Below are 12,876 nucleotides of genomic sequence, written 5' to 3'. Positions count from 1 at the left end.
ATCATTTTGGACGGAGGCATGGGCACCCAGCTGCAGGCGCGTGGACTTGCGCCGGGGGAACGTCCCGAGCTTTTTGGACTCACGCATCCTGATGTGATCGAAGAGATTCATCGGAATTACATCGCAGCGGGCAGCCGTGTCATCTACAGCAACACCTTCGGTGCGAATGCGCATAAGCTCGAGGGAACGGGCAAGACGGTCGCCGAGGTCATTGGGGAGAACGTCCGCACGGCGCGCCGCGCAGCCGAGAACTCCGGCACGCAGGGAGTGCGTGTTGCACTCGATATCGGTCCGATCGGGGAACTGGTCGAGCCGCTTGGAACGCTCTCGTTTGAGGCTGCATACGAGCTCTTTCGTGAGATGGTGGCCGCGGGCGAGGAGGCCGGGGCGGATCTCGTCATCTTTGAGACGCTGACCGACCTCTACGAGGTCAAGGCAGCGGTGCTCGCAGCGAAGGAACATACCAAGTTGCCGATCTGGGTGACGATGACATTCGAGCAGAATGGGCGCACCTTCCTCGGCGCAGCCGTCCCGTCTGTCGCGGTTACGCTCGATGCCCTTGGTGTCGCGGCGCTTGGTGTCAACTGCTCGCTCGGACCTGTGGAGCTTGTGCCGATCGTGGACGAGCTGATGGAGTGGACGGATCTGCCGATCATTGTCAAGCCGAACGCGGGCCTCCCCGATCCGCGCACGGGTGCGTACGAGATGACGGCAGAGGACTTCGGGCGTGAGATGACGGTGTTTGCGCAGCGCGGTGCTCTTATCATGGGGGGCTGCTGCGGCACAACCCCCGATTTTATCCGCGCGCTTACAGCGGCAGTCGCAGCGGGGGCGGCAGATCGTCCTGTACGAACAAAACGCAAGGGCATAGCATCGCCGGGGCGTGTCGCGGAATACGGCAAGCTCAATGTTATCGGCGAGCGCATCAATCCGACGGGCAAGAAGCGCCTCCAACAGGCGCTCCTCGAGGAGGACTACGGCTATATCAAGAAACTCGCGATTTCCCAGCAGGAAGCGGGCGCGCAGGTGCTTGACATCAATGTCGGCGCACAGGGCGTGGACGAGGAGAAGATTATCCCGTACGTTGTCAAGGCGGTGCAGAGCGTTGTCGACCTTCCCCTGCAGATCGACTCGGCGAACCCGAAGGTAATCGAGGCGGCTCTGCGCGTCACGAACGGACGCGTCATCATCAACTCTGTCAGCGGTGAACGTGAACGTATGGATGCCGTCTTCCCGCTCGCAAAGCATTACGGGGCGGCAGTACTCGGACTTGCGATGGACGAGAAAGGGCTGCCCGAGACGGCGGCGCAGCGCGTCGCCGTCGCCGAGCGTATTGTGGCGGAGGCGGAGAAGTACGGACTGGAGCGCGAGGACATCATCATCGACTGCCTGACGCTCACTGTATCGGCGCAGCAGGCACAGGCGATGGAGACGCTGCGTGCCGTGCGCGAGGTGCACGAGCGTCTCGGACTGCACTGTGCGCTCGGTGTCAGCAATATTTCCTTCGGCCTGCCCGCACGCGGGCACATGACGGAAAACTTCCTCATACAGGCGATGCACGTCGGGCTGGATTTCCCGATCATCAATCCGAACACCAAGGGAGTGATGGATGCAGTTGTATCCTTCCGTGCTGTGTCGGGGGAGGATGCGGATTGTGCCGCCTACATCGAGCGCTTTGCCCCCGAGCAAGCGGAGATGCGCCGCCGCAAAGAGCTTGGCATTACGGGCGAGGAGGCAGCAGGGGCGGTGCAGACTGCCTCTGCGGAGCGTACGGACGTTGTCGATCCGCTGATGGATGCCATCATTCGCGGGCTCAGTGACGATGCGGAGCGCATCACGCGGAAACTCCTTACGGAGATGGCACCGATGGACATCATTCAGGAGAAGGTCATCCCTGCGCTTGATATCGTGGGCGACCGCTACGAAAAAGAAATCATCTTCCTCCCCCAGCTCATCAATGCGGCGAATGCGGCGACGGCGGGACTTGAACTCATCAAGGTGCGTCTTGCCGAGGAGGGACAGGGAGTCTCAAAGGGCAAGATCATCCTTGCGACGGTGGAGGGGGACATCCACGACATCGGCAAGAACATTGTGAAGGTCGTCCTCGAGAACTATGGCTACCAGATCATCGATCTTGGCCGTGATGTGCCCGTCCAGCGTGTTGTGGAGGTCGCCATCGAAAAGAAGGTCGGACTGATCGGCCTGTCGGCACTGATGACGACGACGGTCACGGCGATGAAAAAGACCATCGAAGCTCTGCATGAGGCAGGGCTTTCCTGTGAGACCGTTGTCGGCGGCGCTGTGCTGACCGAGGACTATGCGAAGGAGATCGGCGCGGACTACTATGCGGGCGATGCGCGCAGCATTGTCGAGATCGCACGCCGCGTATTGGGATAGTGAAAGACGGCAGGGAGGCTTATGGATATGGCGCAGGAACGCGTGGATATACGGGGACATATAAAGAAAGAGCCGCTCATCTTTGACGGCGGCATGGGGACCTATTACGCCCAAAAGACGCATACGCGCGGCAAAGGCGTGGAGCTTGCCAACATTGAAACGCCGATTGTTGTGGAGGGGATCCATACGGAATACCTGCGTGCAGGTGCGCAGGCAATCAAGACAAATACATTTGCGGCAAACCGCATCGTCTATCAGGGCGAGGAGGCGCTCGTGCAGGGGATCCTGCGAACCGGCTGGGAACTTGCCGCACGTGCCGCAGAGTCGTTTGGTGCATATGTATTCGCTGACATTGGCCCCGTTGCGGGGCTGCCGCCTGCAGACATTGCCGAGGAATACCGGTTTCTTTCCGACACTTTTCTTGCGCTCGGAGCGAAGAATTTTCTCTTTGAGACCAACTCCTCCATGGAGGGGTTGGTTGAGACCGCGGCACATATCAAGCAGATTGTGCCGGATGCGTTTGTCCTGACATCATTCGCCGCACTCTCTGGCGGCTACACGCGCGACGGTCTCTTTGTAGAGGAACTGATCCGTACTGCTGCAGAGAGCGGCTATATTGATGCGGTCGGCTTTAACTGCGTCAGCGGCGTTCAATCAATGAAGGAACTCGTGCACCTCATCGGCACATGCCCCCTGCCGCTTTCTCTTATGCCGAACGCAGGGCATCCGATCGTCATCGATGGGCGCACCTTCTATGAGAGTGCGCCGGACTACTTTGGGAAAGGCCTTGCCGCCATCGTGCGCGAGGGTGTCTCGATTGCCGGCGGCTGCTGCGGCACGACACCGGAGCACATCCGAGCGCTGTGTAAGGCACTTGAAGGCGGAACTGCGGCGGAGGGGGAACGTGTGCGGCAGGAACGCACGGAACTCACGCCCTCGCGCAGCCCTTTCTTTGAGGCGCTGAAGGCAGGGGAAATTCCCATCGCGGTCGAACTCGATCCGCCGGATACCGGCAATGCGGATAAATTCATGGCAGGTGCACGGGAACTTCAGGCGGCGGGCGTTCATGCCATCACGATTGCTGACAATCCCATCGCGCGCGCGCGCATGGATGCAGCGATGCTCGCGGGGCGCGTCCGGCGCAGCCTCGGGATTGAGCCGATCCCGCACATGACCTGCCGCGACCGCAACCTCAACGCGATCAAATCCATCCTTCTCGGGCTGAGTGCCGAGGGCATCCACAACATGATTGCGATTACGGGTGACCCCATCCCGACGGCAGAGCGTGATGAGGTGAAGAGTGTCTATCAGTTCAACTCACGCAAGCTGTCCGCATTCATCAAGAGCCTTGGAGAGCGCGGCGATGTCATCCCATTCCATGTGTTTGGTGCACTCAACGTGAATGCGAAGCATTTCCCGTCGCAGCTCGGGCTTGCAAAAAAGAAAATGGAGGCGGGTATGACGGGCTTTTTCACACAGCCCGTTCTGAGTGCGCAGGCAAAGGAGAACCTGCGCACGGCACGCGATACCCTGCCGGGGGCGCTTATCCTTGGCGGCATCATGCCTGTTGTCAGCGAACGCAATGCGCGCTTCATGGAAAGCGAGATCACGGGCATCCATGTCGAGGAGCGCATCATCAATGCCTATCATGGGCTTGATCGAGAGGCGGCGGAGGAGTTGGCCGTCGAACTCTCCCTTGGCATTGCCCGTGATATTAAGCCATATATTGACGGATACTACATCATCACACCATTTTCACGGACGGCACTTGTCGCCCGCATCGCTGCAGCGATGATGAAGAGACAGTGAAAATCTCCCCTTTGCCGTATCGTTTGCGGCAAAGGGGAGATTTTTTCTAGGAACCACGGATCAAACAGTCCCTCAGATGGGCGCAGATCTTTTGCGTGGGCAAGGAGGAAAAGCGGATCCGGAGTGGTGCTTTATCAAGGATTTTCCGCTGGAGTACGGCAAAAATGTGTTAAGAGGTGTAAGCAGAAAATCCATCAGCGCTTCCCTAATGAACGATACTGCTAAGTGTCATCGGCAGCGTATACGATGCTGCCGCCGCAGCACGAAGGTCCGCAGGAGACTGCTTTGCCCATACGGAAGCGACTTTCTTTTGGAAGGCAAGCATCGAGAGCAGCGCACTTTTTTGTGCGCGTACATTTTGGCGGATGATGTCCGCGAACTCCTCGGGCACGCTTGCCGTTCTCTGTGCGAGGAGCAGCTTGAGCTTCGTATCGACGAGATAGAGATGAAGGGTCGGATCGGCGAGGCTCTCCTCGTCCGGCATCAGTTCCTCTTTGACGAGGGCGAGGGAAAGCGGTGCGTCGCCCCAGCCATCCTTGAAGATGCCGTCGATACGATAGAGGAAAAAGAGTATGCCGTCCATCTCGGTGAGTGCCAGCTCGATCTCGCCCGTGCGAAATGCCTCCACAGCAATGGCATCCGTGCGCGAGAGCTGCAGCAGGAACATCATGCCGTTCTTATCCGCTTGAAACATGCCGCCGTCTGCTTCGGCACGGATGGGCAGGGGGAATGGCTCACCGACGGCGAAATTGATCGATGTACTCATGCGGTCTCCTTACAGCATCTTCAGTCCGGCAACGCCCTTGATGCCAAGCCCCGGTGCGGCAGAGGCAGTGATGTCCTTCTCGTTGAACTGTGCACCGCCCTCGATCGGATCCTCACGGCAGAGCACGGGACCGTCGAGGTCAATGCGCGTGACGATTTTTTTGGCGCAGGCGAGTGCCACTGCGGCATTGACGGAGATCTTTGCCTCGAGCATACAGCCGAGCATACACTCCATGCCGTAGATCTCTGCAGCAGCGATGATCTGCTGCGCGGGGTAAAGCCCGCCGCATTTCATGAGTTTGATGTTGACCATGTCAGCGGCGTGGAGCTGCATGATGCGCAGCGCATCGGAGGGGGAGAAGACGGCCTCGTCGGCGAGGACGGGGACGTCGCTCTCGCGCGTGACGTAGGCGAGTCCGTCAATGTCGGCGGCGGCGACGGGCTGCTCCACCAGCTCAATATCGAGCCCTTTCTCGGCCATCTGGGCGAGGATGCGTACTGCTTCGCGCGGACGCCATGCCTGATTGGCGTCAATGCGGATGCGCACGTCCTTGCCGACCGCGTCGCGGACGGCGACGAGTCGGGCGACATCGAGCGAGGGATCAATTCCCACCTTGATCTTGAGCGTGTCGTAGCCGCGGCGGATGGCATCGCGTGCGTCGCGTGCCATCTCCTCGGGTGCATTGACACTGATCGTGATGTCGGTCACGATGCCGTCCCTTGCTCCGCCGAGCAGTTTGTGTACGGGGATGTTCCAGAGCTGCCCGTAGAGATCGTAGAGTGCCATGTCGACAGCGGCCTTTGCCGAGGTGTTGTGGATGAGCGCGGTCTGCACATTACGGATGAGATCCTCGAACTCGTTTACGTCCCGTCCGATCAGCATCGGGGCAAGGTGCGTGCGGATCGCGTCGATGATGCCGCCCGTCGTGTCTCCCGTCACGACGCCCGTCGGCGGTGCCTCGCCATAGCCCGTTGCGCCCGTATCGGTGCGGATGAGAACGATGACATCCTCGACGCTGTCCACGCGGCGCCGTGCCGTTTTGAACGGAACACGCAGGGGGACAGAAAGCATGCCCAGCTCGACGTTCGTAATTTTCATGAGATTTCTCCTTCTGTATACAGAATTCTTTCATAAAAGAGAGTGCTATAGGAAAGAAGTCCATTGTATCTCTTTATGGATTTATTATATAATCGAAATCATAATTCTTCAAGGAATTGTCGTTTATGATCGAAGGAGTGTATTGTCATGATTACGGATGGATTTACCTATGTTGCCGTGCTCATCCTCCTCGCAGGCGGGCTGGTAACGCTTGAGAAGGGGACCGGCTGGGCACTGTTCCGCTATCTTCCCGCTGTCGTTCTTGTCTACCTCATTTCCATGCTGCTCTGCACCTTCGGCACATGGGATATGGCGGCGACCAAGCCCGCCTACGGCGCACTGAAGAACTCGCTGACGTACGCGATGGTCTTTACCATGCTGCTGCGCTGCGATATCCGCAAGGTGCTGAAGCTTGGCCCACGGATGCTGCTTGGCTTCTTCTCCGCGTCATTCACAATCATGATCGGTTTTATTGTCGCCTATCTGGTGATGAAGGGGCTGATCGGCGTCGACTCGTGGATGGCACTCGGCGCGCTCTGCGGCTCATGGCTTGGCGGCTCGGGCAATATGGTCGCCGTACAGGCGGCGCTCGGCGTGTCAGAGGCGGATATGGGCTATGCCCTCGTGGTGGACTCTATCGACTACTCCATCTGGGTTATGTTCCTGCTCTGGCTCATTACGCTCGCCGCACGATTCAACGCGTGGAACAAGGCAGATACGACACAGCTCGATGCTGTCTCGCGCAGCCTTGAGGAAGACGCCAAACTGAACACGGGGAAGATCACATTCCAGAGCATCATCCTCCTGCTCGGCGTCGCTCTCGTTGTCTCGGCACTCGGTGCGAACGTCGGAAAGACGCTCAATGCAGCCGTACCGTTCTTTGACAAGGCGACGTGGACGATCCTATTTATCACAGTGCTTGGTCTGATCGGCGCTGTTTCGCCGCTTGGACGTGTGGCGGGCTCAGCAGAGATCTCGAATGTTCTCCTCTACTCCGTGATTGCCCTCCTCGCATCGCGCGCCTCTCTGCTGGAACTGGGCGACGCGCCGTACTGGATTTTGACCGGGTTCATCATCCTCGGCGTTCATTTTGTGCTCATGTTCTTCCTCGCGCGGCTTTTCCACCTCGATATGTTCACGGCGTGCGTGGCTTCACTCGCCAATATCGGCGGGACGGCATCCGCGCCTGTGCTTGCCGGCACCTACTCCGGCTCGCTCGTTCCCGTCGGCATCCTCATGGCGCTGATGGGCTACGTGATTGGTACACCGTTCGGCATTCTCGTTGCGCATATTATGGAAATGTTTGCGGGGTAAATCTCGTATCATTGATCAAAGGCATGCAGAAGGATTCGCTTTCTGCGTGCCTTATTTTTTATGAAGGAAATCTGCCTGCATTGTCGAATTAGAGCATCATGAATCTTTTTGAAGAGGTGACGGAATGATCAGAAAGGGAATTATCCTGGCGGGCGGCTCGGGGACGCGTCTCTATCCGCTGACGAAGGTCGTATCGAAGCAACTCATGCCGATCTATGACAAGCCGATGATCTACTATCCGCTGAGCACGCTCATGCTTGCAGGCATACGGGACATCCTCATCATCACGACACCGAGCGACAGTGAGCTCTATCAGAGCCTCCTCGGTGACGGAAGTCAGCTCGGTATTGCCATCTCGTACGCTGTACAGCCGAGTCCTGACGGACTGGCACAGGCATTTCTCATCGGTGCAGACTTTATCGGCGGCGAGGGATGTGCGCTCGTGCTGGGGGACAATATCTTCTACGGCTCGGATTTTGCGCAGGTGCTGCAGCAGGTGGTACAGCACGACACGGGGGCGACCGTGTTTGCCTACTACGTGTCCGATCCCGAGCGGTACGGCGTCGTCTCCTTTGATGCGGACGGCAGCGCACTCTCACTTGAGGAAAAACCAAAGCAGCCGAAGTCCAACTACGCTGTGACAGGACTTTACTTCTATGACCATGACATCGTCGACATTGCGCGCGCAGTACGCCCGTCGGCACGCGGGGAACTCGAGATCACCGATGTGAACATCGCCTATCTTACGGCAAAGAAACTCCGTGTGGAGCGGCTGCGGCGCGGTTATGCATGGCTGGATACGGGCACGCATGAGTCTCTCCTGTCGGCAGCGGCCTTTGTCCAGACCATCCAGGCGCGGCAGGGACTGAAGATCGCCTGCATCGAGGAGATCGCCTACCGCATGGGCTATATCGATGCCGAGCAGGTGCTCCGCCTTGCAGAGCCGCTGGCAAAGAACGAATACGGCGTGTATCTGAAACGCATTGTGGATGAAATGTAGGGGATAGCATGAACGTCATTGAAACAGCACTGCCCGGGGTTATGATCATAGAGCCGCAGGTGTTTGGCGACGCACGCGGCTGGTTTATGGAGAGCTGGTCGGAAAAAAAAATGGAGGATGCGGGGATTCACGCCGCATTCGTACAGGACAATCACTCCTTTTCGGCACAGAAGGGGACGCTGCGCGGCCTGCACTATCAGCTGAACCCCATGGCACAAGCGAAACTCCTGCGCGCCTCGCGCGGTGCGATCTTCGACGTTGCCGTTGACATCCGCCGCAATTCGCCGACCTATGCGCAGTGGGTAGGAGCAGAACTCTCTGCGGAGAACTATCGGCAGCTCTTCATCCCGCGCGGCTTTGCCCATGGATTTATCACGCTGACCGACGATGTGGAGGTGCAGTATAAGGCAGATAATCTCTATGCATCGGACTGTGACGGCAACATTCGATGGGACGATCCCACGATCGGTATTGCATGGCCGCTCGCACCGACCGTCCTTTCGGAGAAGGACGCTGCCGCGCCGCTCCTCGCGGAGCGCAGTGAATTGAATTTCGTCTATGAGGCATAGAACAATGATTTCCTAGGTTGACACCTCATAGGAGAAGAACTATAATAAAAACACAAGGGGAGCCGAAAGGCTGAGAGTGGATTCGATCCTGACCCGTAACCTGATTTGGATAATGCCAACGTAGGGAAATAGGCCTTTACTTTTAAGCGCATTCGAGCGTCATCCATTTCATTTTGGGTGGCGCTCTTTTTGTGCAGGCAAGCTGCATGAGGCGGCTTGTGTGTGATTCGGACGGAACGGGTTGGGAAAATGATGCAGCAGGAGGAAGCAGTCATGCTGGAAAGCTATTTGGACAATGTAAGAGAGAATGCACCGCTCGTGCATAACATCACCAACTATGTGACCGCAAATGATGTGGCGAATGCCGTTCTGGCGGTTGGTGCAAGCCCCATCATGTCGGATGAGCCGGAGGAAGCCGCCGATATCACACAAATTTGTGACGGGCTGAACATCAATATCGGCACACTCCACCAACAGTCCATTCGGTCGATGCATCTGGCCGGAAAGCGTGCCATGGAGTTGGGGCATGCACTGCTTTTGGATCCGGTAGGCGCGGGCGCATCTAAACTGCGCACTGAGACGGCGGCTGCTCTTATAGAGAAACTGCACTTTACGGCCATTCGCGGCAACATATCGGAGATCAAGGCACTATGTCTTGGCAGTACGACGACAAAGGGGGTGGACGCAGATGCAGCGGATGCGGTCACTGAGGCGAATCTGGCGGATATGATCGTATTTGCAAAGACGTGTGCCAAATCTTGCGGGAGCGTTATCGCCATTACCGGTGCCATTGATTTGGTCGCTGACGCAGATGCTTGCTATGTCATCCGCAATGGGCGCAAGGAAATGAGCACCATTACGGGAACGGGCTGTCAGCTCTCCGGCGTGATGACTGCCTTTTTGGCGGCAAATCCCGGTCATGCCTTAGCGGCTGCGGCCGCCGCTGCTGCTGCGATGGGACTCGCCGGCGAGATTGCGATGGGGTATATGACAGAAGGTGATGGAAACGCCACGTATCGGAATCGGATCATCGATGCGCTCTATCATATGACAGCGGAGCGTCTGAATCGAGGAGAAAGGATCGAAATCCGATGATACGGCAGCGGGCGCAGATGAAGGCTCAATGCGAAACGGGCAGGGACGGCAGGAAGGAAGATGAGTGAAATGGCTGTGAGGAAAGACGATCTTCTTCTGTACGCGGTGACAGACCGTCGCTGGCTGCATGGGAAACGTCTGTATGATGCGGCAGAAAGTGCGCTGCAAGGAGGTGTGACATTCCTTCAGCTGCGTGAGAAAAGCGCAGGGACAATGCCGCGCGCTTCCTTGCTGAAAGAAGCACGGGAGCTCCTTACGCTTTGCCGGCGTTATCGTGTTCCCTTCGTTATTGATGATGATGTGGAGCTGGCCATGGCAATCGGCGCCGATGGCGTCCACGTGGGACAGAGCGATATGGAGGCAGGTACAGCCAGACGACGCATAGGGAAGGACAAGATTCTCGGCGTTTCGGTACAGACGGTAAAGGAGGCAAGGATTGCCGCAGCGTGCGGTGCCGATTACTTGGGGGTGGGGGCTGTATTTCCTACCGACTCCAAGGAAGATGCAGAGATCGTTCGTTATGAGACGCTGAAAGAAATATGCTCTGCGGCAGCCGTTCCCGTTGTCGCAATCGGCGGCATCAACGATGAAAACGTCATGCAGCTTGCCGGCAGCGGTATTGCGGGAATTGCCGTTATCTCAGCGATTTTTGCCAAGAAAGACATTCGGATTGCAGCGCAGCGCCTGCTGTGCAAGGTAAAGGAAGCAAAGGGAAGATAGGGAGGAAAAACGGGATGAAACCAGTACTGACCATCGCCGGGAGTGATTCCAGCGGGGGAGCCGGCATTCAGGCCGACCTCAAAACAATGACAATGAACGGTGTGTTTGGCATGAGTGCGGTGACAGCGCTTACAGCTCAGAACACGTGCGGTGTGAGCAGCATTTTGACTGTTTCCCCGGAGTTCCTGGGGCAGGAGATGGATGCCGTTTTTTCGGATATTCGGCCGAATGCGGTGAAAATCGGCATGGTATCGGATGGGTCGCTGATCCGCGTCATCGCAGATCGCCTAACCCACTATGAGGCGGAGCACATCGTGCTGGATCCGGTCATGGCTGCTACCAGCGGAGCAAGACTGATGGAGGAGAAGGCGGTGGAGATATTGACGCAGCTTTTGATTCCGCTTGCCGAGGTGATTACGCCGAACATACCGGAGGCCGAAGTTCTCAGCGGACTGACGATTCGGACGGAAGCGGATATGCGTGCGGCTGCCGCATCCATCGCGGAGACATTTGGCTGCAGTGTCCTCCTAAAAGGCGGGCACTGCCACAATGATGCCAATGACCTTCTCTATGAGCGAGGGACGGCTGCGTGGTTCCGGGGAAGAAGAATCGACACACACAATACGCACGGTACGGGCTGCACACTATCCAGCGCGATTGCCGCGAACCTCGCCAAAGGCTTTGATCTGCATGAATCCGTGTGCAGGGCAAAGGAATATGTTTCCGGAGCCCTGGCAGCCATGCTTGACCTCGGAAGGGGCTCCGGTCCCATGAATCATGCATTTGACCTGCAAGGCAGGTTTGCAGAGGGGATGTAAAGGATGAATGAGAAAGCCAAAAAGAACAAATTGTTTGGACATGGTCTGATCTGGTTCGGCGCGGGCGTATCCATTGCGGAAATTTTGACGGGGACGTATCTGGCGCCACTTGGGTGGGAAACAGGCATCATGGCCATTGTGTTGGGACATCTGATTGGCGGTGTTCTGTTTTTTCTGGCCGGTCTTGTCAGTGCCAGAAGTGGAAAAAGCGCCATGGAAGCGGTGAAGATGGCTTACGGCCGCTATGGCGGCGCGTTTTTTGCAATACTGAACGTATTGCAGCTTGTGGGCTGGACAGGCATTATGATTTATGACGGAGCCTTGTCCGCCGCGGGCATCTGGCCGATAGGAAACTGGGTCTGGTGCATGGTGATAGGCGCACTCATTGTGCTGTGGATTGTGGTGGGGGTCACGCAATTAGGCAGGATGAACACCATCACGATGACGGCACTCTTCATCCTGACGGTAATCATGTGCATTGTTATTATGGAGGATACCGGCACGGCACCTTTCTCGTCCGAGATAATTTCCTTTGGAGCAGCGCTGGAACTATCGGTTTCCATGCCGCTTTCGTGGCTGCCTGTGGTTGGCGATTACACAAGGGGCGCCGAAGAGCCGGCAAAGGCGGCTTTTGTCAGCACGCTTGTATACGGTCTCGTCAGCAGCTGGATGTTTTTGATTGGCATGGGCGCGGCAATTTTGGCGGGAACCGGTGACATCGCACAGATCATGGTTCGCGCAGGGCTTGGCACGGCAGGGCTTCTTATTATTGTGTTTTCCACGGTCACAACGGCATTCTTGGACGCCTTTTCCGCCGGGATTTCTTTGGAAGCCGTGCGGACAGCAGTGGGAAAAGGCGGCGAGGAAAAAGGGAAGAAGATGGCCGTATTTGCGGCGACAATTGGAACCGTGGCGGCAATTCTCTTTCCCATGGATGACATTACCGGGCTTTTGTATCTGATTGGATCCGTCTTTGCCCCCATGGTTGCCGTTCTGCTCGGAGCATTCTTTGTACTGAAAACGGATGCCCAGAACAAGGCGTGTGATTGGCGAAACATGTTCGCGTGGATGGTGGGATTCCTTCTCTATCGGGTGCTTATGGGTGTCGATCTGCCTTTGGGCTACACACTGCCGACTGTCCTCCTCACGTTCGGACTTACCGTTGGGCTGAATAAGTGTGTAAAAGCGTAGACATCTTTTTTGCCAAACAGAAAAAACTGCAAAAGAGGGGTTGACGAACGAAAGGGGACGTGTTATATTATGACAGTCGCGCCGATGCGGGCGGCGGGC

At 57.1% G+C, this 12,876-nt stretch carries 11 protein-coding genes and 1 riboswitch; of the genes, 9 read left to right on the top strand and 2 right to left on the bottom strand.

All coding sequences use genetic code 11. The features are described from left to right. Both HMPREF0908_RS07515 and HMPREF0908_RS07510 read left to right on the top strand, forming a co-directional pair. The coding region (locus tag HMPREF0908_RS07515; RefSeq protein WP_006690883.1) for a homocysteine S-methyltransferase family protein at positions 1 to 2,397 on the top strand (2,397 nt) is incomplete at its 5' end. A 27-nt stretch (positions 2,398 to 2,424) separates the two neighbouring features. Then, positions 2,425 to 4,206, top strand: a complete 1,782-nt coding sequence (locus HMPREF0908_RS07510) for a bifunctional homocysteine S-methyltransferase/methylenetetrahydrofolate reductase (protein ID WP_040572619.1) — start codon at positions 2,425 to 2,427, stop codon at positions 4,204 to 4,206. A gap of 205 nt (positions 4,207 to 4,411) precedes the next feature. On the opposite strand, the gene HMPREF0908_RS07505 is transcribed toward HMPREF0908_RS07510, so the two are convergent. Both HMPREF0908_RS07505 and HMPREF0908_RS07500 read right to left on the bottom strand, forming a co-directional pair. Continuing rightward, a complete protein-coding gene (locus tag HMPREF0908_RS07505) occupies positions 4,412 to 4,972 on the bottom strand; it encodes a hypothetical protein (protein WP_006690881.1) in 561 nt (186 codons plus the stop codon). A gap of 9 nt (positions 4,973 to 4,981) precedes the next feature. Then, positions 4,982 to 6,070 carry a dipeptide epimerase gene (locus tag HMPREF0908_RS07500; RefSeq protein ID WP_006690880.1) on the bottom strand — a complete coding sequence of 363 codons (1,089 nt, stop codon included), beginning with the start codon at positions 6,068 to 6,070 and terminating at the stop codon, positions 4,982 to 4,984. A 147-nt stretch (positions 6,071 to 6,217) separates the two neighbouring features. Between HMPREF0908_RS07500 and HMPREF0908_RS07495 the strand changes: the two genes are divergently transcribed. From HMPREF0908_RS07495 to cytX, 7 genes are all read left to right on the top strand, one after another. After that, positions 6,218 to 7,384 (top strand): DUF819 family protein, encoded by a 1,167-nt coding sequence (locus tag HMPREF0908_RS07495; RefSeq protein ID WP_006690879.1) that lies wholly within the window; start codon positions 6,218 to 6,220, stop codon positions 7,382 to 7,384. 124 nt (positions 7,385 to 7,508) lie between these two features. Next, complete coding sequence (rfbA, locus tag HMPREF0908_RS07490) at positions 7,509 to 8,384, top strand: glucose-1-phosphate thymidylyltransferase RfbA (protein ID WP_006690878.1); 876 nt, start codon at positions 7,509 to 7,511, stop codon at positions 8,382 to 8,384. A gap of 8 nt (positions 8,385 to 8,392) precedes the next feature. Beyond that, complete coding sequence (rfbC, locus tag HMPREF0908_RS07485) at positions 8,393 to 8,953, top strand: dTDP-4-dehydrorhamnose 3,5-epimerase (RefSeq protein ID WP_006690877.1); 561 nt, start codon at positions 8,393 to 8,395, stop codon at positions 8,951 to 8,953. Between the two features lie 45 nt (positions 8,954 to 8,998). Further along, a riboswitch (TPP riboswitch) is annotated at positions 8,999 to 9,097 on the top strand. Between the two features lie 129 nt (positions 9,098 to 9,226). Beyond that, the gene (gene thiM, locus HMPREF0908_RS07480) at positions 9,227 to 10,048 is read left to right on the top strand and encodes a hydroxyethylthiazole kinase (RefSeq protein ID WP_040572618.1); all 822 of its coding nucleotides are present in this window, start codon (positions 9,227 to 9,229) and stop codon (positions 10,046 to 10,048) included. Positions 10,049 to 10,117: 69 nt separating this feature from the next. Next, positions 10,118 to 10,768, top strand: coding sequence for a thiamine phosphate synthase (gene thiE, locus HMPREF0908_RS07475; RefSeq protein ID WP_040572617.1), 651 nt, complete (start codon positions 10,118 to 10,120; stop codon positions 10,766 to 10,768). Between the two features lie 14 nt (positions 10,769 to 10,782). Further along, positions 10,783 to 11,586, top strand: a complete 804-nt coding sequence (gene thiD / locus HMPREF0908_RS07470; protein ID WP_006690874.1) for a bifunctional hydroxymethylpyrimidine kinase/phosphomethylpyrimidine kinase — start codon at positions 10,783 to 10,785, stop codon at positions 11,584 to 11,586. A gap of 3 nt (positions 11,587 to 11,589) precedes the next feature. Further along, positions 11,590 to 12,777, top strand: coding sequence for a putative hydroxymethylpyrimidine transporter CytX (gene cytX / locus HMPREF0908_RS07465; protein WP_006690873.1), 1,188 nt, complete (start codon positions 11,590 to 11,592; stop codon positions 12,775 to 12,777). Positions 12,778 to 12,876: the final 99 nt, after the last annotated feature.

The organism is Centipeda flueggei ATCC 43531, from assembly GCF_000160695.1.
Taxonomy (GTDB): Bacteria; Bacillota; Negativicutes; order Selenomonadales; family Selenomonadaceae; genus Centipeda; species Centipeda flueggei.
Note: the sequence above shows the minus strand (reverse complement) of the source record. Positions and strands in the feature narration are given on the sequence as shown.

Excerpts from the sequence above, each read along its gene's own strand:
- HMPREF0908_RS07510 (WP_040572619.1), top strand. The coding sequence starts at position 2,425 with ATGGCGCAGGAACGCGTGGATATACGGGGACATATAAAGAAAGAGCCG.
- HMPREF0908_RS07505 (WP_006690881.1), bottom strand. The coding sequence starts at position 4,972 with ATGAGTACATCGATCAATTTCGCCGTCGGTGAGCCATTCCCCCTGCCC.
- HMPREF0908_RS07500 (WP_006690880.1), bottom strand. The coding sequence starts at position 6,070 with ATGAAAATTACGAACGTCGAGCTGGGCATGCTTTCTGTCCCCCTGCGT.
- HMPREF0908_RS07495 (WP_006690879.1), top strand. The coding sequence starts at position 6,218 with ATGATTACGGATGGATTTACCTATGTTGCCGTGCTCATCCTCCTCGCA.
- rfbA (WP_006690878.1), top strand. The coding sequence starts at position 7,509 with ATGATCAGAAAGGGAATTATCCTGGCGGGCGGCTCGGGGACGCGTCTC.
- rfbC (WP_006690877.1), top strand. The coding sequence starts at position 8,393 with ATGAACGTCATTGAAACAGCACTGCCCGGGGTTATGATCATAGAGCCG.
- thiM (WP_040572618.1), top strand. The coding sequence starts at position 9,227 with ATGCTGGAAAGCTATTTGGACAATGTAAGAGAGAATGCACCGCTCGTG.
- thiE (WP_040572617.1), top strand. The coding sequence starts at position 10,118 with ATGGCTGTGAGGAAAGACGATCTTCTTCTGTACGCGGTGACAGACCGT.
- thiD (WP_006690874.1), top strand. The coding sequence starts at position 10,783 with ATGAAACCAGTACTGACCATCGCCGGGAGTGATTCCAGCGGGGGAGCC.
- cytX (WP_006690873.1), top strand. The coding sequence starts at position 11,590 with ATGAATGAGAAAGCCAAAAAGAACAAATTGTTTGGACATGGTCTGATC.